Source organism: Pseudomonas sp. B22129 (genome assembly GCF_044218875.1).
Classification (GTDB): domain Bacteria; phylum Pseudomonadota; class Gammaproteobacteria; order Pseudomonadales; family Pseudomonadaceae; genus Aquipseudomonas.
The window spans coordinates 5,540,957-5,560,482 of sequence record NZ_CP162592.1 but is presented as its reverse complement, the minus strand read 5'-3'; the positions used below and the strand labels follow the sequence as shown (position 1 = coordinate 5,560,482).

Genomic DNA, 19,526 nt, shown 5'->3' with positions numbered 1-19,526 from the left:
TCTGCAATCCCTCGCACTGTGTGATCAGGCGAAGGACTTTGCAGAGGTTTTCAGGCGATATCTGTAGAGCTTATCCCGCTGTCATGTGGGAGGTTTCAGCAGCTTTTGTACGCCTGCGAGGTTACGGGGCCTGGCGGTTGTTTTGCAGGCGTACCGCGAGAGTGGAACCGGGGGGGAACCGGCCAACGGCGCCGTGCAGCACGTAACGTGCATGGTAAGTGTGCGTGGCCGGGTCGACGTTGGCAGGCAGTTCGCGCAAGGTGGCGGTGACAGCTTGTTCGGGTGCATCGAAGGGGAAGGCCAAGGCTCTGGCTGAGGCTTGGTCGCGCTGGCTTTCCGGCAGCTTGACGATGACTTCGCGCGCACCCTCGCGGGTCAGGTGCACAACGCCTTGCAGGGTGCCGGCCGCGTCCACTTTTACGGTCTGCGCAGGGCGGGGCGTGTGCACTTCGATGCAGCCACTGAGGGCAATCAAAAGCGTTAGCGACGTGAGCAGTCGCAAGAAGAGAGCATTCATGGTGGGCCTCCATGGGGGTGACCGTCGGGTAAAAAATTATGGACATAATTTTTTACCCATATTATGGTCGAAATATAAATTAATCCAGCCCCCGGATATCCCCCATGGCAAACGCCCCGGCTCCCTCACGCAGTTTGTTGTTTCTACTGGTTGCACTGACGGCCTTGGGGGAGGTCTCGACCCAATTGATGATTCCCGGTCTCGGCGCCATCGAGCAGGCGCTGGCAGCACCGGCGGGGTCGGCCTTGATGGCGTTGTCGGCGTTTGTCGCCGCATTTGGCCTGGGGCAGCTGTTCTTCGGGCCGCTGTCCGACCGCATCGGCAGGCGCCCGGTACTGATCGGCGGCCTGGCGCTGTACGTAGTGGCGACCCTGTCGATGCTGCTGGTCAGCGATATCCAGCAGTTCATCGCCGCCCGCGTGCTGCAAGGCCTGGGCGCCTGCGCGGCTTTGGTGCTGGCCCGCACTGTGGTGCGTGATGTGTGGAAGGCCGAGGCGGGGCCCGCTCTGGCGCTGACCATGATCGGCATGCTCTACGCGATCGTGGTCGCGCCGATGGTCGGCGGCGTGTTGATCAAGTTTTTCGGCTGGCACGCGCCGATCATCCTGGCGCTGGTGATTGGCAGTGTGGTGTTGCTGCTCGCGCTGCTGTTTTTCCGTGAAAGCAACCACTACCTCGACCCAAAAGCCGGCCACTGGCGCACCCTCGGCGGTCAATACCTGGATTTGCTCAAAGGCCGCCAGTACCGTGCGTACGCCGTGGCCCTGGCCTGTACCTATGGCGCGATGTTCTCGGTGATCGCCGGCTCATCCGCCGTGTTCATCAACCTGCTGGGCTTCAGCAGCCTGGAATACGGCATCAATTTCGGCTTGATCGTGTCGATGCTGATCATCGGTTCCACCTACACACGACGTAACATCATGCGCCTGGGCCCCCAGCGAATTGTGGCGATGGGCGTGACAATGGTGGCCATTGGCGGGCTCTCGGCGTTGCTGATTTATGCGCTGTTCGGGTTGTCAGTAGTGGGCGTGGATATTCCGGTGGCACTGGTGACCCTGGGCGGCGGGCTGGTGTTGCCGGGCTCGGTCACCGGTGGCGTGATGCCCAACGCGCACCGTGCCGGTTTGGCCGCGGGCCTGATGGGTTTTTCGCAGATGTTTGGCGCGACTTGCAGCGGCCTTTTGTTGAGCCATCTGCGTGATGGCAGTGCCACGCCGATGATCGTCATCCAGGCCGGTTTTGCGCTGATGGCCTTTGTCGCGTTCCACCTGCTGCGCCAGCGTAAGGTCAACGGATTGTCCTATACCTAGAACAATCCGGGCCGCTTTTGCCGGCTAGTGCATAAAGGCGAGTGGGCTTATGGTGTAGGCACTTTGGAGGTACACCATGAAAAAGCTTATCGGTATTTACACCAGCCCTCGCGCCCATTGGGTGGGTGACGGCTTCCCGGTGCGCACGCTGTTTTCCTACGACACCATGGGCAAACACATCAGCCCATTTCTGTTGCTGGACCACGCCGGCCCGGCAGATTTCACCCCGACCGAACAACGCCGTGGCGTAGGCCAACATCCTCATCGCGGCTTTGAAACCGTGACCATTGTTTATGACGGCGAAGTCGAGCACCGAGATTCCACCGGTGCGGGCGGCAAAATCGGCCCTGGCGACGTGCAATGGATGACCGCTGCGAAAGGCATCCTCCATGAGGAGTTTCATTCCGAAGCCTTTGCCCGCAGTGGCGGGGCGCTGGAGATGGTGCAGCTGTGGGTCAACCTGCCGGCCAAAGATAAAATGGCCGACGCCGGTTACCAAACCCTCGTCGACGGCGATATTCCGGTGCTGCCGCTGACGGGCGATGCCGGGCAACTGCGCCTGATTGCCGGTGAGTTTGCCGGTAGCACGGGGCCAGCCCGCACCTTCACGCCTATCGACGTGTGGGACCTGCGCTTGAATGCCGGTAAAGCCGCCACGCTCGACCTGCACGCCGGGCGCAATACCGCCCTGGTGATCCTGCGCGGCACGGTGCTGGTCAATGGCGAGCACGTTGCGCGCCAAGGGCAACTGGCGTTGTTCGAGCGTGATGGCAGCCAGCTCACCCTGGAAGCCAACGATGATGCCAAGGTGCTGTTGCTCAGCGGCGAGCCGATTGATGAGCCCATCGTCGGCCACGGTCCGTTCGTGATGAACACCGAGCAGGAAATCCACCAGGCGTTTGCGGATTTCCAGTCGGGCCGTTTCGGTCAGATGCAAGCCTGACTGTGAACCAGTAACCCTGTGGGAGCTGGCTTGCCTGCGATAGCATCACCTGGATGTAACTGAAGCACCGAGGTGTCTGCATCGCAGGCAAGCCAGCTCCCACATTTTGTTTTCCAGCCTTATCAATTCATGCGATCTTCAGCGCATTCGCCACGGAGCCGCCTGGATGCCCTCATTTATCGCCGATCACCCGATGTTTTGCGCCCTGGCGCTGATTTTTATCGACATCGCCGTGTGGCGCCTTATTTCCGCCAACCTCGCCAACTGGAAACTCGCGGCGCGGTTGGTCATCTTTGCGATCTTCAGTGCCGTGCTCTTCAACGACGGCATGAACCCGATGCAAGCCGCGCCTTATGCAGACAACACCGCCTTGCACCTGGCAGCCACCGCCTTGCAGATCGGCTGGTGGCTGTTCGCCGCGCGCACCCTGACGGTGTTGATTGGCGCAGTCATGATGCAACGCGTCGGCCACACCGGGCGGCTGTTGCAGGACATCGTGGGCGCGGTGATTTTCCTGATCGCAATCATCGCCGCCATGGCCTACGTGCTCGACCTGCCGGTCAAGGGCGTATTGGCCACCTCCGGCGCCGTGGCGATCATCGTCGGCCTGGCGCTGCAAAGCACCTTGAGCGACGTGTTTTCCGGGATCGTGCTCAACACCACCAAGCCTTACCAGATCGATGACTGGATCTCGATTGACGGCACCGAAGGCCGCGTCACCGATATCGACTGGCGCGCCACGCGGCTGCAAACCTCCCAGGGCAGCATGGCGGTCATCCCCAACTCACTGGCGGCCAAGGCCAAGATCATCAACTTCTCTCGCCCGGCCGACATGTTCGGGCTGGCGGTGAGCCTGCAGATCAGCCCCCACGCGCGCCCGCAGGTGGTGATCGAAGCGCTGGAGCGCGCCATGCAGGGCTGCCGGCCTCTGCTGGCCAAGCCCGCGCCGAGTGTCGCGTTCAAGACTTCCGCCAGCGGTGGCGTGGAGTATGAGATCAGTGGGTTTGTACCGGCCATGGGCCTCAAGCGCGAAGTGCGCAATCAACTCTACGACCTGGCTTTTCGGCACTTGCAGGCGGCGGGTGTGGGCATTTTGTCTGCGACCGAAAACACGACTGCGCCCGCGATGTCGGGCGCGCGGGCGCTGTTGGAACGCTCGTCGATCTTCTCCACGCTGCGCCAGGAAGAGAAAGAAACCTTCAGCCAGAACATGACCCTGCACACCTACCGGGCCGGCGACATGATTTTGCCGGCGGGCGAGGTCAGTGATCATTTGTTTATCGTCGAGTCCGGCGTGGTGTCGGTGATGCTGATCAAGGGCGGCCACAAGTTCGAGGCCGGGCGGATGGGGCCAGGGGAGGTGATCGGCGAGGCGGGGATTCTGTCCGATCAGGCGACGTTGGCGGACTTTACGGCGAAGACGTTTTGCACGTTGTATCGGATTGAGAAAGAGTATTTGAAGCCATGCCTGGACGCGCGGCATGACATCAGCGAGGCGATGAAGGCGCTGCTGGATTTTCGCGTGCACGCCGCGCAGGCGCTGACTCAGGATGCTCCGGTGGTGCCGGTCAAAAAAGGCTTTATGCAGTGGTTGAGAAGCAGAGGGTTGTGAGCCGATTGGTCACCCGTTCTTCCCCGCAATTGGCTATTTCTACGGGCGCCACCGGTGGCTAATCTAGCCACCAATTCCCACCGTTCCGGAGTACCGCCATGCAAACCCGTACCGATTTCTACACCGCTTCCCCGGATGCCATGAAAGCCATGCTCGCCCTGGAAGCCGCGTCCGGCAAGCTGTCCATTGAACTGCCGCTGCTGGAGCTGATCCGCCTGCGCGTCTCGCAAATCAACGGCTGCGCGTTTTGCCTGGACATGCACACCGCCGACGCCCGCAAAGGCGGTGAAACCGAGCGCCGCCTGTACACCCTGTCCGCCTGGCGTGAAACGCCGTTTTTCACCCCGCGTGAGCGCGCTGCGTTGGCCTGGGCTGAAAGCCTGACCCTGATCAGCCAGACCCACGCCCCGGACGAAGATTTCAACGCATTGGCCGCCGAGTTCAGCGCCCAGGAACAGGTTGATCTGAGCCTGGCGATTACGATTATCAACAGCTGGAACCGCCTGGCGATCGGCTTTCGCAAGATGCCCAAGTAAACGTTAGAAGTTCACCGTTGCACTCAGGCGCGCCGTCAATGGCGCGCCCTGGAACAGATAGTCATCCCCCAGGTATTCGCCCGCGTCGCGCCAGTAGCGCTTGTCGAACAGGTTGTCGACGCTCAGGCGAAATACCGTCTCATAGCCGTCCATTTTGGTGGTGTAGCGGCTGCCGACATTGACCACCGCGTAATCCCCGACTTCCACGTTGCCGGTGCGGTTGGCGTACTTCTTGGCGCTGTATTGCACGCCACCCAGCACGGCCAGCCCGTTTACCCACGGCAAGGCGTAATCGGCGTACACACTGGCGCGCAGTTTGGGCACGTTGATCGCCTGATGGCCTTCGTATTCCGGGGTGCCGCTGCCGGTCACCCGCGCGCGGATTGCGGCGACGCTGGTGGCAATTTGCAGACGGTCGGTGGCCCAGCCGTTGGCGGACAGTTCCAGGCCGGTGTTTTTCTGCTCGCCTTGTTGTACGTAGTTGAATTTTTCGTCGCCAATAGGTTGGGCGTATTGGTAGGCCTGGCGGGTCTGGAACACGGCGGCGGCGAAGCTGATGCGGCGCCAGTCGTATTTCACGCCGGCCTCGAGCTGGCGTGAGGTGGTGGGGGCGAGGGTGTCACCGCTGTTGAGCGTCGTCCACGGCGCGGTGCCGCCCAGCGATAAACCTTTGCTGTAGCTGGTGTACAGCGACAGGTTTTCGACCGGCTTGTAGATCAACGCGGCCTGGGGCAGAAACACGTATTGCTGGGTGTGGCGTGTTTCATCGCCGGTCTCTGCGTCGAAGGCTTTTTCATCCAGGCGCACTTCACGGCCGCCAATGATGGTCTGCCATTGCTCATTGAAGCTGATGCGGTCGGTGACGAAGACCCCGTACTGACGGCTGTCGAGGTTGCGGTGGCTGGCGTTCAGAGGCCTGTCGGTGGGCGCGAACGTCGGGGCATCTTCGTAGATATTGCTGCTGCCGATGTATTCGTTAACGGCATCGCGTTTATCGATCACCCGACGAAACGCGCTGGTGCCGAAGCTCAGTTCATGGCCGAGCCCTGCGGTGTTGAACACGCCGGTCATGGCCGCCTGCACTTCATCGTCCCGGCGGGTGTCGTCGGGGCTGCGGTAGTCGTAGACGTCGTAGTCGCCATTGGAACCAAAGGTAGCGGTGCCGCAACCGGTGACGTAGAAACAGCCGTAGGCAAACGAACTGTAATCATCAATCACCACCTTGCTGCGCGCCGCGCTCACATTGCCTTTCCACTGATCGCTGAAGCGGTACTCAAACTTGCCGTTCAGGTTCAACGAATCAATGCCCACTTGATGGGAGCCGCTTTGATGCCCCAGCAGCTTTTTCGGCGACGCGTCATGGGGCACTTCGGTACCGCCCAACAGCTGATAGCCCGGCACCGAGCGTTGCTGCTTGTTCTGGTATTCCGCATCCAGCTGCAACAGCGCATCCGGGCTGATGTTCCAGTCGAACGCCAGGGACACAAAGTCGCGCTGACCATTGGCGTGTTCCACGTAGGAATTGAGGTCTTCATGGGCCACGTTGGCGCGCAGGCCAAACTGTTGCTCGCTGCCAAACCAGCCGCCAACGTCGGTGGCGATATACCCGCTGCCGCGATCATCGGTGGAGACCGTCACCGAGCGCACGTCTTCCGGGCGCTTGGTCACGTAGTTGATCACGCCGCTGGGTTCGGAAATCCCGCTCTGTAACCCGGCCAGGCCTTTGAGCACTTCCACCTGCTGCTTGTTTTCCAGCGCCACGTTCTGCTCGCCGGTGATGGTGCGCCCGTTGATCTTGTAGCTGCTCGCCGCATTCAGCGAGAAACCGCGCACCACAAAGTTTTCGTAGTAGCCGATGGGCGCGTAGCTGTCGCCGACCGAGGCGTCGTTGCGCAGTACTTCACTGAGCAGGCGGGCTTGCTGGTCTTTGATCAGGGCGGTGTTGATCACGGTGATCGAGGCGGGTGTGTCGAGCAGAGGCGCCTCGCTGAAACCTGCAACCGAGGCGGTGTCAGCGCGGTAGCCGGATTCGTCCTGGCCCTGGACGTTCACCGCCGGCAGCTCTATTTGCGCCGCAAGGCTGGTGCCGATGCTGCCGCTGAGCAGCAGGCCGAGGGCGAAACGTGAAGGCGGGAACGAGCGAAAACGCAAAACCATGGGGGCAAGGCCTTAGAGCGCGGGGCGGGGAGGGCGCATAAGCTAGGCATATCGGCCAGATTTTACAAGCGATCGAGCGTGGTTCTGCCCCACTACAAAACAAAGGTGGGAGCTGGCTTGCCAGCTCCCACAGGGGATTGCGATTCAGCAGGAACGTTTGAGGGTCTCGCTGGGTAGCTCCTGAAACAACGCCCGGTAGCTGTTGGAAAACCGCCCCAGATGCCAGAACGACCAGTTCATCGCCACCTCGGCCACGGTGGTGCCGGCCCCACTTAACAACTCCCGCCGTGCACCGTTTAGCCGGCGCAACCTCAGCCACTGCGCGGGGCTCATCCCCGTGTAGGTCTTGAAACCCTGCTGCAATTGGCGCAATGGCACACCGGCAATCTGCGCCAGCTCCAGCAGGTTGACGGTTTCATCCGGCGCATCTGCGGCCCATTCGCCGATACGCGCCATCAGCCGGCGTTCTTCGCTGCGACGCTGCAAGGAGCTGCGGTCCAGGCACACGCAGGCATTGTCGAGGATAAACAGGCAGTCATCGAGCAGTTGCCGGGTGAGGTTGACGGGGTCTGGCACGGTGGGCAATCGCGTCAACGTGCTGCTGAGCCAGCGGGTGAACAGTGCATTTTGCTGGCAGGTCAGCGGCGCCATGAACAGGCCTTCGAGTTTCGCCACATCCAGGCCATGGCGCTGCACGAATTGCGGCCCGAATACCACCGCCACTTCGCGGTAGTTTTCCGGGGTGATCCAGGTGTTGCGGCTTTCGCCGTTGAGCATGTAGAGCGCGTTATCGCTGCCGTCAAAGCAGAACGCCAATGAGCCGGTTGGCGCATTGAAATGCTGCTCCACCCGCGTGTTCATGCACTCTTCGTAGACCTCGACGCCTTGCAGGTCGAGGTAGCGGATCTGCCCGGCAAAATGCCCGGGAGACATCTGCTGGTACTGCTGCACCCAGCCGGGTGTTGCACTGCATTGAGCGGCCACATCACCGGTGGTGAAGGCCTGTACGCGCAAAGCCGTTGCCTGTGTCATGGGTGATCCGTGCGCACTCTATTGGTGCGTTGTGAAGCGTGAAAAGTGGATAGATGCCGTGTGAAGGCTGGCCCAAGATAGACCTCAATGCACCGGGAGTACAAGCCGGCGCATGCACCCAACCCATGACGAGGTCCTTATGAACGCCCCCTTCGATCAGCTGTCCGCCTGGCTGAAAGAACACAAGATTACCGAAGTCGAATGCGTGATCAGTGATTTGACTGGCATCGCACGCGGCAAGATTGCGCCCACCAACAAGTTCCTGCATGAGCGAGGCATGCGCCTGCCGGAAAGTGTGCTGCTGCAAACGGTGACCGGGGACTTTGTCGACGACGATATCTACTACGACCTGCTGGACCCGGCCGACATCGACATGATCTGCCGCCCGGTGTCCAACGCCACGTACGTGGTGCCATGGGCCATCGAGCCTACCGCGATTGTGATCCACGACACCTTCGACAAGCAGGGCAACCCTGTCGAACTGTCGCCACGCAATGTGCTGAAAAAAGTCCTGCAGCTCTACACCGACAAGGGCTGGCAGCCGATTGTCGCGCCGGAAATGGAGTTCTACCTGACCCAGCGCTGCGAAGACCCGGACCTGCCGCTGAAAACCCCGGTGGGCCGCTCCGGCCGTGCCGAAACCGGGCGCCAGTCGTTTTCCATTGATGCCGCCAACGAATTCGACCCGTTGTTTGAAGACGTCTACGACTGGTGCGAACTGCAGGGCCTGGACCTCGACACGCTGATCCACGAAGACGGCCCGGCGCAGATGGAAATCAACTTCCGCCACGGCGACGCCCTGGACCTCGCCGACCAGATCACCGTGTTCAAACGCACCCTGCGTGAGGCCGCGCTCAAGCACAACGTGGCCGCGACCTTTATGGCCAAACCGGTGGCCGACGAGCCGGGCAGCGCCATGCACCTGCACCAGAGCGTGGTGGACATTGCCACCGGCAAGCCGGTGTTCGTCGATGCCGACGGCAACAAAAGCCAGTTGTTTTTGCACCACATCGGCGGCTTGCAGAAGTACATCCCCAAGCTGCTGCCGATGTTCGCGCCCAACGTGAACTCGTTCCGCCGCTTCCTGCCGGACACCTCGGCGCCGGTCAACGTGGAGTGGGGCGAAGAAAACCGCACCGTCGGCCTGCGCGTGCCCACCTCCAGCCCCGATGCGATGCGCGTGGAAAACCGCCTGCCGGGCGCTGATGCCAATCCCTACCTGGCGATTGCCGCGAGCCTGTTGTGTGGCTACCTGGGGATGATCGAGCAGATCGAACCGAGTGCGCCGGTGGAAGGCCGCGCTTACGAGCGCCGCAACCTGCGCCTGCCGTTCACCCTCGAAGACGCGTTGGCGCGGATGGAGGATTGCGACACGGTCAAACAGTACCTGGGCGACAAGTTCGTGCGCGGCTACGTTGCGGTCAAACGCGCCGAGCATGAAAACTTCAAGCGGGTGATCAGTTCCTGGGAGCGTGAGTTCCTGCTGTTGAGCGTCTAAAAAACCAATAAAGGGGTGTCGATATGCGTCTTGTGAAAAAGCTTCTCCCGCTGGCTCTCGTCGCCGGACTCAGCAGCACCAGCGAAGCGGCACAAACGGTAAGTGTCTACAACTGGACCGACTACATCGGCGAGACCACCCTGGCCGACTTCCAGGCCAAAACCGGGATCAAGGTGATCTACGACGTGTTCGACTCCAACGAAACCCTGGAGGGCAAGCTGCTCGCGGGGCGCACCGGTTATGACGTGGTGGTGCCGTCCAACCACTTTCTGGCGCGCCAGGTGAAGGCTGGCGCCTTCCTCAAGCTGGACCGTTCGCAGTTGCCCAACTTCAAGAACCTCGACCCCAAGCTGCTCAAGCTGCTGGAGAAAAACGACCCGGGCAACGCGCATTCGGTGCCGTACCTGTGGGGCACCAATGGCATCGGCTACAACGTCGACAAGGTCAAGCAGGTGCTGGGCATCGACCATATCGACTCGTGGGCGGTGCTGTTCGAGCCCGAGAACATCAAGAAGCTGCATGAGTGCGGTGTCGCTTTCCTCGACTCAGCGGATGAGCTGTTCCCGGCGATTCTCAACTACATGGGCAAGGACCCGCGCAGCGAGAACCCCGAGGACTACAAACAGGCCGAAGCCAAGCTGCTGACGCTGCGCCCGTACATCACCTATTTCCATTCCTCCAAGTACATTTCGGACCTGGCCAACGGCGATATCTGCGTGGCGTTCGGTTATTCCGGCGACGTGTTCCAGGCCGCCAACCGTGCCAAGGAAGCCAAGAACGGTGTGAATATCGCCTACTCGATTCCCAAGGAAGGCTCCAACCTGTGGTTTGACCTGCTGGCCATTCCTGCCGACGCCAGCAACCCGAAAGAAGCCCACGCCTTTATCAACTATCTGCTCGACCCTGAAGTGATCGCCAAGGTCAGTGCCTCGGTGGGGTATGCCAACGCCAACCCGGCCGCCAAACCGTTCATGGCCCCGGAACTGGTGAACAACCCTGAGGTGTACCCGCCGCAGGAAGTGCTCGACAAACTCTATATTTCCACCACGCCGACCCCGGCGACCATGCGCCTGATGACCCGCGCCTGGAGCAAAGTGAAGACCAACAAATGATTCAATCGACTGACCATGCCCGTTCTTACTACCGGGCCTCGGCCAATGCCATGCCGGAGCGCCCGCCACTGGGCGCTGACCTGACTGCCGATGTGTGTGTGATTGGCGGCGGGTTCACCGGCGTGAATACCGCCATCGAGCTGGCCCAGCGCGGGCTCTCGGTGATCCTGCTGGAGGCCCGGTGCGTCGGCTGGGGCGCCAGCGGGCGCAACGGCGGGCAGTTGATTCGGGGCATCGGCCATGACGTGTCCGGCTTTGCCAAATACGTGGGCGAGGAGGGCGTGCGTTATCTGGAGCGAGCCGGGATTGAGTCGGTGGCGCTGGTGGGCGAGCGGATTGGCAAGCATGGGATTGACTGTGATTTGCGCTGGGGCTTCTGCGAGCTGGCGAATACTGCGGCGCAGTTTGCGGCGTTCAAAGGTGAGCAGCAAAGCCTGGCGGCTATGGGGTATACCCATGAAACCCGCCTCGTCGAAGCGAAGGATATGCAGCAGGTTGTGGGTTCCACGGTGTATGCCGGTGGTTTGGTCGACATGGGCTCCGGGCATCTGCACCCACTGAACCTGGTGTTGGGTGAGGCGCAGCTCGCCGAGTCCCTGGGGGTGCGGATTTTTGAGCAGACCGAAGTGCTGCAGCTGATCCACGGCGACACCGTGCAGGTACGTTGCGCGGGTGGCACAGTGCGCGCCGCGAGCCTGGTGCTGGCGTGCAATGCGCACCTTGAAGAGTTGGAGCCGCGCTTAAGTGGCAAAGTGCTTGCGGCCGGCAGTTACATCATCGCCACCGAGCCTTTATCGGCGCAGCTGGCGAGCGAATTGATCCCGCAAAACCTGGCGCTGTGTGACCAGAAAGTCGGCCTGGATTACTACCGGCTTTCAGCTGACCGTCGCCTGTTGTTCGGCGGTGCTTGCCATTATTCAGGGCGCGATCCGGCGGACATCGCCGCCTATATGCGGCCGAAAATGCTCAAAGTGTTCCCGCAATTGGCCAACACCTCCCTTGAGTTTCAGTGGGGCGGCAAAATCGGCATTACGGCCAATCGCTTTCCTCAGGTCGGCCGGTTGAAGCAATACCCCAATGTGTTCTACGCCCAGGGTTATTCCGGCCATGGCCTCAACGTGACGCACTGGTGTGCAAAGCTGCTGGCCGAAGGTATTCACGCAAACCAGAGCCCGGGCCTGGATATTTTCAGCCAGGTGCCGCACATGACGTTTCCCGGCGGCAAGGCGCTGCGTTCGCCGTTGCTGGCATTGGGCATGTTGTGGCACCGGCTGCGCGAAGTCTGCCGTGTTTAAGCCGGGAGCATCATTTGCTGAAACGATGAAGCGCCCGGTCTAGAGGCATTTTTCCACCTGTTTTGCTACTGGCCGTACGGTCAGTTACCTCTGTGAAAATCTTTACGTAAATTCCGCCCCGCACAGATTTCCTGTCCAGGGAGGAAGACCATGTTCGACATCAATCAACATCGCCACGACTACTTCTACAACCTTGCAACGGTCATCGGCGGGCTGATCCCCGATGACCTCTGCGACGGCCTGGCGGCACGGGTCAACAGCATCATCCAGGCGCAGGGCGTCGATTGGGTCCGGCACCAGAGCCAGGGCACCGATGCCGTTTCGGACTTGGGCGGCGCCTACAACCACCACATCTTCAAAGGCGATGACATCCGCCGGCACCTGCCCGAGCTGACCGCGATCTACCACAGCCTGGTGCCACTGGTGAGCCTGGTGACGCACACCGACGTGGTGGTATCGCCGTATCCGTTATCGGATATCAATATCAAGGCTTACCCGCCCGGCGGCGGAACGCTGGGGCTGCATTACGACACCAACGGCATCACGGTGCTGTTGTTTCTCACCACCAACCGGGAAGCGCCCTTGCGCATGCAGGTGGAGCGCTCGCACCCCGCCCAGAAAAACCCATGGGTCGAACATCGCCGAATCTTCGCCACCAAAGGCTCGCTGCTGATCATGCAAGGGCGCAAAACCCTGCATGACAGCGAGCCCACGGTGAACGAGCAGAAACTGTCAGTGGTGTACAACTATTACGAGCGCCACGACACCTACCGTCACGAAGACTTCGACAATTTTGTTTATTACGGCATGCGGCCGAAGTCACTGGCGTAAGGGGGCGTGATGCAATTGAGCAAAAAAGATCTGGTCGCGGGGCTGGTGGTCACGGCTATCTGGGGCGCCAACTTTTCAGTGATTGGCCTGGGCTTGCAGTCGCTGAACCCGTTTGTGCTGACCCTGTTGCGGTTTACCTTCTGCGCGGTGCCACTGGTGTTCTTTATCAAGCGGCCACCGGGCGTGGCCTGCAGCACCCTGATCGCCTACGGCGTGCTGTTCGGTGCCGGCCTGTGGGGGGTGGTGAATGTGGCGATGCACCACGGCCTGTCGGCGGGCATGTCCTCGGTATTTCTGCAGTTCAGTGCGTTTTTCACCATCCTGATGAGTCGCTGGTTTCTTGATGAACCGATCAACCGGATACAGGGCGCCGGCATGCTGTTTTGCGCACTAGGGTTATTGGTCATCCTGCAATTGGCGGACGAGGTATCGACCACACCGGGCATTGTACTGGTGCTGCTGGCCGCCTTTTCGTGGTCGCTGTGCAACCTGATTGTCAAGGTACGCAAGCCGGAGGACATGGTGGCGTTTATCGTCTGGTCCAGCCTGTTTTCCATTCCGGTGCTGTTGTTGCTGACCCTGTGGTTCGAAGGCCCGGACCCATTGTGTACCCTGATTACGGACTTCACCTGGGGCGCGGGGTTCTCGATTGTGTTCCAGTGTTATGTCACGACCCTGGTGGGGTACCGGATCTGGAACAATCTGATGAAGAAATACCCGGCGGCGGTGGTCGCGCCCCTGTCGTTGATGGTGCCGGTGTCCGGGTTGCTGACCTCGTACCTGTTTTTTGACGAACAGCTGCGTAACGGCCAAGGCATAGCGATTGCCCTGGTATTGATCGGCATTGCGCTGTTCGTCAATTCGGCGCGCATCAACGAGCGGCTCTGCCGTCGGGCTCCGTGAGCACCTTCCTGAACGTCTCCACCAAGGGCCGCAAATTGACCCGATGCCACGCCGCCCACAGCGGTGTGGTGTAGGCCAGCCACGGTAGCTCGCGCAACACCACGCCCGGCGGGGCGTTGCGGCTCAGGCCTTTCTGCACCATCGCCACCCCCAGGCCGGAGGCTACCAGCCCCAGCGCGGTAAATGGCTCGCTGGCTTCCATGGGGATTTGCGGGGTGAACCCGGCGCGGATGCAGGCGGCGACAAAGTCATCGGCCGGGTGGGCGCCGGCTTTGCGCTGTACGCCGATCCACTCCTGCTCAGCCAGATGTTCTGGCAGCAACTCGCTCAGGCGCGCCAGTGAATGATGTTCGGGCAGGGCCAGCAGCATCGGGTCGTCCAGCACCTGCAACGCGGTCAAGTCCGGGTCATCAGCGGCAGGCGGTTCGTCGACCAGCGCAATGTCCAGGCTGCGCTGGCGCAACCCTTCAAGCTGGTCGAGGGACGGCAGGTTGTACAGCTTGATATGCACGGTGGGGCGGTCATCGCGCAGCACGCGCAGGGCATTGGGCAGCACGCCGGCGTGCATGGCGTTTTCGATATAGCCGATGCACAACCCGCCTTCTTCACCCCGGCCCAGGCGTTTGCCCAAGGATTCCAGCCGGTTGGCATGGGTCAGCAGCGCCTTTGTTTCAGCCAGAAAGGTCTGGCCATCACGCGTCAGGCGGATACGTTGCTGGCTGCGTTCGAACAGGGTCAGGCCCAGCCGTTCTTCCAACTGGGCGATCTGCCGGCTCAGGGGCGATTGGGAGATGTGCAGGCGCTCGGCGGCGCGGCCGACGTGTTCTTCTTCGGCGACGACTTCGAAGTAGCGCAATTGGCGCAGGTCGATCATGTTAGAACACTCTTTATAAGACCTATTAGGACTCAAGTTTGTCGCATTATGTCTTGGACGGTCCGATCTATGCAATCTAGGATCTGCTCAACGGTCACAGCGACCCTTCACGCATTTGAGGATCCACCATGAGCTTGAAAGACAAACTCCCGGGCCAGCTCGGCTTCGGCACCGCACCACTGGGCAACATGTTCCGCGCCATTCCTGAAGAAGAAGCCCAGGCCACCGTTGAGGCAGCCTGGAATGCCGGCGTGCGCTACTTCGACACCGCGCCGTTCTACGGTTCGGGTCTGTCGGAAATTCGCCTGGGCCAGGCCCTGTCGAAGTACAACCGCGATGACTTCGTGCTCAGCACCAAAGTCGGCCGGGTGATCCTCGATGAAGTCGAACAAAGCGCCCGCGACCTCGGCGAAAAAAGCGGCGTGTTTGAAAACGGCCGCCCGAACAAGATGGTTAACGACTACAGCGCCGACGCCACCCTGCGCTCCATCGAAGACAGCCTGGAGCGCCTGCAAACCGACCGCCTGGACATCGTGTGGATTCACGACATCGCCCAGGACTTCTACGGCGACCAGTGGCTGGACTACTTCAACCAGGCCCGTACCGGCGCGTTCAAAGTGCTGACCCGTCTGCGCGAAGAGGGCGTGATCAAGGCCTGGGGCCTGGGCGTGAACCGCGTTGAGCCGTGCGAACTGACCCTGGACCTGAGCGAAGCCCAGCCGGACGGCTTTCTGCTGGCGGGCCGCTACACGCTGCTGGACCACGACCGCGCCCTGCAACGCTTGATGGACGCCGCTGCCGCGCAGAAGGTTGAAATCGTGGTCGGCGGCCCTTACAGCTCGGGCATCCTGGCCGGTGGCGCGCACTTTGAATACCAGAAAGCCAGCCCGGCGATCATCACCAAGGTCGAGCAGATCAAGGCGATTGCCCAGGCATTTGGCGTCAGCGTGAAAGCCGCCGCCCTGCAATTCTCCCTGGCCCATCCGGCCGTGGCGGCGGTGATTCCGGGTGCCAGTCGTCCGGGGCGCATTGCCGAAGACGTCGCGGCGTTGTCAGAGAAGATTCCGGCAGCCTTCTGGCAGGCCCTGCGCGACGCCCGATTGATTTCGGACCGCGCGCCCCTGCCGCTTTAACTTCAGGAGTTCAACCCATGAAAATCGATGTAAGCGGCAAAGTAGCCATCGTCAGCGGCAGCACCGCCGGGATCGGCCTGGGCATCAGCCTGGCCCTGGCGCAATCCGGCGCCACCGTGGTGGTGATCGGGCGTGAAGCGGGCAAGGTCGACGACGCCCTGGCGAGCATTCGCCAGGCAGTGCCCGGCGCTGACCTGCGCGGGCTGGTAGCCGACCTCGGCACGGCAGAAGGCGCCGAGAAACTCTTCGCCGCCGAACCGCGTGCCGACATCCTGGTCAACAACCTGGGCATCTTTAATGATGTGGATTTCTTCGACGCGCCAGACAGTGAGTGGACGCGCTTCTACGAGGTCAATGTGATCTCCGGCGTACGCCTGTCGCGGCACTATGTGCCGGGCATGGTCGAGCAGGGCTGGGGGCGGGTGATTTTCCTGTCGTCGGAATCCGGAGTGGCAACGCCGGCGGACATGATCAATTACGGCGTGACCAAAAGTGCCAACCTGGCGGTGTCCCACGGCCTGGCCAAGCGCCTGGCGGGGACGGGCGTGACGGTGAATGCCGTGCTGCCGGGGCCAACCTTTACCGACGGCCTGGAGCAAATGCTGGCGGACGCCACGGCCAAATCCGGGCGCAGCGCGCGGGACGAGGCTGATGTGTTTGTGCGCAATGCGCGGCCTACGTCGATCATCCAGCGTGCGGCCAATGTGGATGAAGTCGCCAACCTGGTGGCGTACATTGCTTCACCGCTGTCGTCTGCCACCACCGGCGCCGCGTTGCGGGTCGACGGTGGTGTTGTGGACAGCATGGCAATCTGAATTGTTTTTCATCTTCAGGAGTATTTAGTGTGGCAACAGCCTCTTCAGTAATCGAAATTCCGGTGCCGGCGGCTCAGGTGTGGCAATTGATCGGCGGCTTTAACGCGCTGCCGGACTGGCTGCCGTTTATCGTCAAGAGCGCGGCCTGCGACGGCGGGCGTGTGCGCCATCTGGAAACGGCGGAGGGCGGCGTGATCGTCGAGCGTTTGCAGGCCTTCGACAACGTGGCCCGCACCTACAGCTACACCATCGAACAATCGCCGTTTCCGGTGAGTGCTTACCTGGCGACGTTGCAGGTCGAAGCCTTGAGCGAGTCGTCGGCCAAAGTGACCTGGTCCGGTGTGTTTACGCCGGTGGCGGGCACTACGGATGCGGCGGTGGAAGAGTTGTTCAGCGGCGTTTACAGCGGTGGGCTTGAGGCGCTGCGGGCTAATTTCTAACAGCCACTGCAAATCAAATGTGGGAGCTGGCTTGCCTGCGATGGCGGTGTATCAGGCAAACTGTTTATTGCCTGGGCTACCGCTATCGCAGGCAAGCCAGCTCCCACAGGGTTATGGGGTGTTTGGGTTATTCGGGCATCAACTGCTGCCGGCACTCCAGCACCAGGCACGCGCCGCCACACAGGCTGGAACCCACTTCCAGCTTGAACCCATGCAAGTTGATGATCGCTGCCACAATCGACAAACCCAACCCGAAACCGCCTTGCTGGTCGCTTTCGTCCACGCGATAGAAACGCTGGAACACCGCGTCACGCTCCGCCACCGGTATGCCGGGCCCGGAGTCGTGCACTTCAAGGCGCGTGCTGCCCGCATCATTGACCCCGCGCAGAATCACTTCGCCGCCCGGAGGGGAGAACTTGATCGAGTTGCTCAACAGGTTGGCCAGGGCTTCGAACAGCAGTGCGCGATCGCCGGTGATCCACGGCAGGGATTCCGGGGTTTCGAGCCGCAACTGCAGCTCGCCTTCTTCGGCCAGAGGCAGGTAGAAGTCGTGCAGTTCGCGCAACAGCGGCAGCGGGTCCATCACCAAAAAGCCTGAGCGACGCTGGTGGTCTTCCAGCTCGGAGATACGCAACAGCCCGCGAAAGCGCGCCATCAGCGTGTCGGTTTCGGCAATCGCGTCATCCAGTTTCACCGCGTAGCCCGACTCCGCCTCGGCCTCTTGCTTGATGCGATACAACTGCGCGCGCAGACGCGTCAGCGGGGTGCGCAGGTCGTGGGCGATGTTGTCGCATACGCCCTTGACCTCGTTCATCAACTTCTCGATACGGTCGAGCATGGCGTTGACGATGGCCGCCAGCATGTCCAGCTCGTCACGCCGGTTGGACAACGGCAGGCGGTGCGTCAGGTCGCCGGCGACGATGGCCTCGGCGCTGGCCTGGATGCCGCGGATCCGCCGCAAGGGGCGGCGGCGCAACAGATGCCAGCCGGCAGCCCCCGGGATGATCGTCAGGGACAGCGCCCACAACAGCGCATGCCAGATGATCCGGGTCACGCCGAACAGCGAACCGTTGGCGCGCACCAGGACCAGCCAGCGGCCGTCTTCGGTGTGGGTGGCCACGGCGTCGCAGCTGTCTTTGGGCAGTTTGGGGTCGTCGGATTCGACGCAGTTGACCAGCGCGTGGATCTTGCCGTCCAGCGGCAGGTCCGGCGGCACGGCGCGGATCGGCCCGCTCAAGGGGCGAAATTGCTCGTCGAACAAGCCGTAGGCGTCCACGCCCTTCATGTCGAAGGTCATGCTGGTGGTCAAGGCTTCCACCAGTTCTTCGCCGTCAAAGCGTTGGAACAGATGCTGGCGTTGCATCAGGGAATGGCGCGACAAGTCGCCCAGGTACCCTGAAACCTCGAAATACAGCACCCCCATGAGGATGCAACTCCAGGCCACGAACAGCGAACTGTATAGCGCCAGCAAGCGGCTGCTGGAAGAGCGCCAACCCTTAGAGGGGTTCAGCAATGACATAGCCGGAACCTCGTACCGTGCGAATCAGCGGCGTCAGGCCCGGTGGGTCGATTTTCTTGCGCAGGCGGCCGATGTGCACGTCGATCAGGTTGGTGCCCGGGTCGAAGTGATAGCCCCAGACTTCCTCGAAGATCATCATCCGCGACAGAATCTGCCCGGTGTTGCGCATCAGGAACTCGAGCAATTTGTATTCGGTCGGCAGCAGGCTCAGCGGCTGTTCGGCGCGGCTGGCTTCGCGGCTGATCAGGTTCAGCTCAAGGTCTGCCACGCGCAGGGCGGTTTCGAATTCCTTGACCGTGCTTTTGCGGCGCAGCAGCACTTCAACGCGGGCGGCCATTTCGTCGGAGGCGAAAGGCTTGGTCAGGTAATCATCACCGCCGGCGCGCAGGCCACGCACCCGTTCGTCGACGTCGGAGAGGGCGCTGATCATCAGAATCGGCGTCGACACCCCGATGGTGCGCAGGGTCGTGACGATGGCCAGGCCATCCAGTTCCGGCAACATGCGGTCGAGGGTGATCAGATCGTAATCACCACTCACAGCACGGACCAGGCCTTCGCGGCCGTTGTCCACCCAATCTACATCCAGTCCATGGCTACTCAGCTCGGCGACGATCTCGCGGGCCGTTACGGCGTCATCCTCGATGGTCAAAATACGGGTCATAGGATTACCTGGTGAGCGATTCACACTAGAAGTGGGGGCATTTTGCCAAGAAATGCCAGATTGCTTCCTAAATTAAACTTCATGTTGGCAAAACCGACACAAAATCACGGGAGAGCCGTTCAAGCATAGGACTGCCCGTGACTTCACCTGATCATGCCCCCGACATCCTGAACACACGCTGTGTTCATGCATTTTTTTGTGACAAATAAGCTTGCTGGAAAGAGTGCAATACGCCCGCCGCCGGAAGTCATTTCTTGCAACTTGCATGGTTCGCGTAAGTTCAATTTATCTAAGTTACTGAAATTGCTGTGAATTTATTTTTCAAGCGACTGGCATGC

At 61.2% G+C, this 19,526-nt stretch carries 17 protein-coding genes and 1 pseudogene; 12 read left to right on the top strand and 6 right to left on the bottom strand.

The genetic code is table 11. The features are described from left to right. Positions 1 to 127: 127 nt before the first annotated feature. Positions 128 to 373, bottom strand: a pseudogene (locus tag AB4P94_RS25235) (hypothetical protein); the annotation flags it as partial. Between the two features lie 248 nt (positions 374 to 621). On the opposite strand from AB4P94_RS25235, the gene AB4P94_RS25230 reads away from it, so the two are divergent. The 4 genes from AB4P94_RS25230 (at position 622) to AB4P94_RS25215 (ending at position 4,918) form a co-directional block, all read left to right on the top strand. Further along, entirely contained in the window at positions 622 to 1,827 is a 1,206-nt protein-coding gene (locus tag AB4P94_RS25230) for a multidrug effflux MFS transporter (RefSeq protein ID WP_395608013.1), read from the top strand. A 76-nt stretch (positions 1,828 to 1,903) separates the two neighbouring features. Further along, positions 1,904 to 2,770: a pirin family protein gene (locus tag AB4P94_RS25225; RefSeq protein ID WP_395608012.1), complete on the top strand. Its 867-nt coding sequence runs from the start codon at positions 1,904 to 1,906 to the stop codon at positions 2,768 to 2,770. Positions 2,771 to 2,936: 166 nt separating this feature from the next. After that, positions 2,937 to 4,382: a mechanosensitive ion channel domain-containing protein gene (locus tag AB4P94_RS25220; RefSeq protein WP_395608011.1), complete on the top strand. Its 1,446-nt coding sequence runs from the start codon at positions 2,937 to 2,939 to the stop codon at positions 4,380 to 4,382. A 98-nt stretch (positions 4,383 to 4,480) separates the two neighbouring features. Beyond that, positions 4,481 to 4,918 carry a carboxymuconolactone decarboxylase family protein gene (locus tag AB4P94_RS25215; RefSeq protein WP_395608010.1) on the top strand — a complete coding sequence of 146 codons (438 nt, stop codon included), beginning with the start codon at positions 4,481 to 4,483 and terminating at the stop codon, positions 4,916 to 4,918. Between the two features lie 3 nt (positions 4,919 to 4,921). Here AB4P94_RS25215 and AB4P94_RS25210 read toward each other — a convergent pair whose 3' ends face one another. Both AB4P94_RS25210 and AB4P94_RS25205 read right to left on the bottom strand, forming a co-directional pair. Further along, a complete protein-coding gene (locus tag AB4P94_RS25210) occupies positions 4,922 to 7,075 on the bottom strand; it encodes a TonB-dependent siderophore receptor (RefSeq protein ID WP_395608009.1) in 2,154 nt (717 codons plus the stop codon). Between the two features lie 144 nt (positions 7,076 to 7,219). Further along, positions 7,220 to 8,107, bottom strand: coding sequence for a helix-turn-helix domain-containing protein (locus AB4P94_RS25205; protein ID WP_395608008.1), 888 nt, complete (start codon positions 8,105 to 8,107; stop codon positions 7,220 to 7,222). 139 nt (positions 8,108 to 8,246) lie between these two features. Between AB4P94_RS25205 and AB4P94_RS25200 the strand changes: the two genes are divergently transcribed. From AB4P94_RS25200 to AB4P94_RS25180, 5 genes are all read left to right on the top strand, one after another. After that, the gene (locus tag AB4P94_RS25200) at positions 8,247 to 9,605 is read left to right on the top strand and encodes a glutamine synthetase family protein (protein WP_395608007.1); all 1,359 of its coding nucleotides are present in this window, start codon (positions 8,247 to 8,249) and stop codon (positions 9,603 to 9,605) included. Between the two features lie 23 nt (positions 9,606 to 9,628). Beyond that, positions 9,629 to 10,717, top strand: a complete 1,089-nt coding sequence (locus AB4P94_RS25195; protein ID WP_395608006.1) for a polyamine ABC transporter substrate-binding protein — start codon at positions 9,629 to 9,631, stop codon at positions 10,715 to 10,717. Continuing rightward, a complete protein-coding gene (locus AB4P94_RS25190) occupies positions 10,714 to 12,012 on the top strand; it encodes an NAD(P)/FAD-dependent oxidoreductase (RefSeq protein ID WP_395608005.1) in 1,299 nt (432 codons plus the stop codon). The genes AB4P94_RS25195 and AB4P94_RS25190 overlap by 4 nt, the downstream gene beginning before the upstream one ends. 150 nt (positions 12,013 to 12,162) lie before the next feature. Beyond that, the gene (locus AB4P94_RS25185; RefSeq protein ID WP_395608004.1) at positions 12,163 to 12,843 is read left to right on the top strand and encodes a hypothetical protein; all 681 of its coding nucleotides are present in this window, start codon (positions 12,163 to 12,165) and stop codon (positions 12,841 to 12,843) included. Between the two features lie 9 nt (positions 12,844 to 12,852). Then, positions 12,853 to 13,746 (top strand): EamA family transporter, encoded by an 894-nt coding sequence (locus tag AB4P94_RS25180; RefSeq protein WP_395608003.1) that lies wholly within the window; start codon positions 12,853 to 12,855, stop codon positions 13,744 to 13,746. On the opposite strand, the gene AB4P94_RS25175 is transcribed toward AB4P94_RS25180, so the two are convergent. After that, positions 13,715 to 14,620 (bottom strand): LysR substrate-binding domain-containing protein, encoded by a 906-nt coding sequence (locus tag AB4P94_RS25175; protein WP_395608002.1) that lies wholly within the window; start codon positions 14,618 to 14,620, stop codon positions 13,715 to 13,717. The genes AB4P94_RS25180 and AB4P94_RS25175 overlap by 32 nt on opposite strands. A 128-nt stretch (positions 14,621 to 14,748) precedes the next feature. Here AB4P94_RS25175 and AB4P94_RS25170 point away from each other — a divergent pair, with 128 nt between their 5' ends. Genes AB4P94_RS25170 through AB4P94_RS25160 form a run of 3 tightly spaced genes read left to right on the top strand, consistent with a single transcriptional unit; the run spans position 14,749 to position 17,008 of the window. Continuing rightward, positions 14,749 to 15,753, top strand: coding sequence for an aldo/keto reductase (locus tag AB4P94_RS25170; protein ID WP_395608001.1), 1,005 nt, complete (start codon positions 14,749 to 14,751; stop codon positions 15,751 to 15,753). A gap of 17 nt (positions 15,754 to 15,770) precedes the next feature. Beyond that, a complete protein-coding gene (locus AB4P94_RS25165; RefSeq protein ID WP_395608000.1) occupies positions 15,771 to 16,568 on the top strand; it encodes an SDR family NAD(P)-dependent oxidoreductase in 798 nt (265 codons plus the stop codon). Positions 16,569 to 16,597: 29 nt separating this feature from the next. Then, positions 16,598 to 17,008, top strand: a complete 411-nt coding sequence (locus AB4P94_RS25160; RefSeq protein ID WP_395607999.1) for an SRPBCC family protein — start codon at positions 16,598 to 16,600, stop codon at positions 17,006 to 17,008. Positions 17,009 to 17,135: 127 nt separating this feature from the next. On the opposite strand, the gene AB4P94_RS25155 is transcribed toward AB4P94_RS25160, so the two are convergent. Beyond that, on the bottom strand, positions 17,136 to 18,527 hold the full coding sequence (locus AB4P94_RS25155; RefSeq protein ID WP_395607998.1) for a sensor histidine kinase: 1,392 nt from the start codon (positions 18,525 to 18,527) through the stop codon (positions 17,136 to 17,138). After that, positions 18,505 to 19,188 (bottom strand): response regulator transcription factor, encoded by a 684-nt coding sequence (locus tag AB4P94_RS25150; RefSeq protein WP_003219726.1) that lies wholly within the window; start codon positions 19,186 to 19,188, stop codon positions 18,505 to 18,507. The genes AB4P94_RS25155 and AB4P94_RS25150 overlap by 23 nt, the downstream gene beginning before the upstream one ends. Between the last annotated feature and the right edge of the window lie 338 nt (positions 19,189 to 19,526).

What these genes read in the sequence shown, in the direction of transcription:
- AB4P94_RS25230 (WP_395608013.1), top strand. Translation starts at nt 622, where the DNA reads ATGGCAAACGCCCCGGCTCCCTCACGCAGTTTGTTGTTTCTACTGGTT.
- AB4P94_RS25225 (WP_395608012.1), top strand. Translation starts at nt 1,904, where the DNA reads ATGAAAAAGCTTATCGGTATTTACACCAGCCCTCGCGCCCATTGGGTG.
- AB4P94_RS25220 (WP_395608011.1), top strand. Translation starts at nt 2,937, where the DNA reads ATGCCCTCATTTATCGCCGATCACCCGATGTTTTGCGCCCTGGCGCTG.
- AB4P94_RS25215 (WP_395608010.1), top strand. Translation starts at nt 4,481, where the DNA reads ATGCAAACCCGTACCGATTTCTACACCGCTTCCCCGGATGCCATGAAA.
- AB4P94_RS25210 (WP_395608009.1), bottom strand. Translation starts at nt 7,075, where the DNA reads ATGGTTTTGCGTTTTCGCTCGTTCCCGCCTTCACGTTTCGCCCTCGGC.
- AB4P94_RS25205 (WP_395608008.1), bottom strand. Translation starts at nt 8,107, where the DNA reads ATGACACAGGCAACGGCTTTGCGCGTACAGGCCTTCACCACCGGTGAT.
- AB4P94_RS25200 (WP_395608007.1), top strand. Translation starts at nt 8,247, where the DNA reads ATGAACGCCCCCTTCGATCAGCTGTCCGCCTGGCTGAAAGAACACAAG.
- AB4P94_RS25195 (WP_395608006.1), top strand. Translation starts at nt 9,629, where the DNA reads ATGCGTCTTGTGAAAAAGCTTCTCCCGCTGGCTCTCGTCGCCGGACTC.
- AB4P94_RS25190 (WP_395608005.1), top strand. Translation starts at nt 10,714, where the DNA reads ATGATTCAATCGACTGACCATGCCCGTTCTTACTACCGGGCCTCGGCC.
- AB4P94_RS25185 (WP_395608004.1), top strand. Translation starts at nt 12,163, where the DNA reads ATGTTCGACATCAATCAACATCGCCACGACTACTTCTACAACCTTGCA.
- AB4P94_RS25180 (WP_395608003.1), top strand. Translation starts at nt 12,853, where the DNA reads ATGCAATTGAGCAAAAAAGATCTGGTCGCGGGGCTGGTGGTCACGGCT.
- AB4P94_RS25175 (WP_395608002.1), bottom strand. Translation starts at nt 14,620, where the DNA reads ATGATCGACCTGCGCCAATTGCGCTACTTCGAAGTCGTCGCCGAAGAA.
- AB4P94_RS25170 (WP_395608001.1), top strand. Translation starts at nt 14,749, where the DNA reads ATGAGCTTGAAAGACAAACTCCCGGGCCAGCTCGGCTTCGGCACCGCA.
- AB4P94_RS25165 (WP_395608000.1), top strand. Translation starts at nt 15,771, where the DNA reads ATGAAAATCGATGTAAGCGGCAAAGTAGCCATCGTCAGCGGCAGCACC.
- AB4P94_RS25155 (WP_395607998.1), bottom strand. Translation starts at nt 18,527, where the DNA reads ATGTCATTGCTGAACCCCTCTAAGGGTTGGCGCTCTTCCAGCAGCCGC.
- AB4P94_RS25150 (WP_003219726.1), bottom strand. Translation starts at nt 19,188, where the DNA reads ATGACCCGTATTTTGACCATCGAGGATGACGCCGTAACGGCCCGCGAG.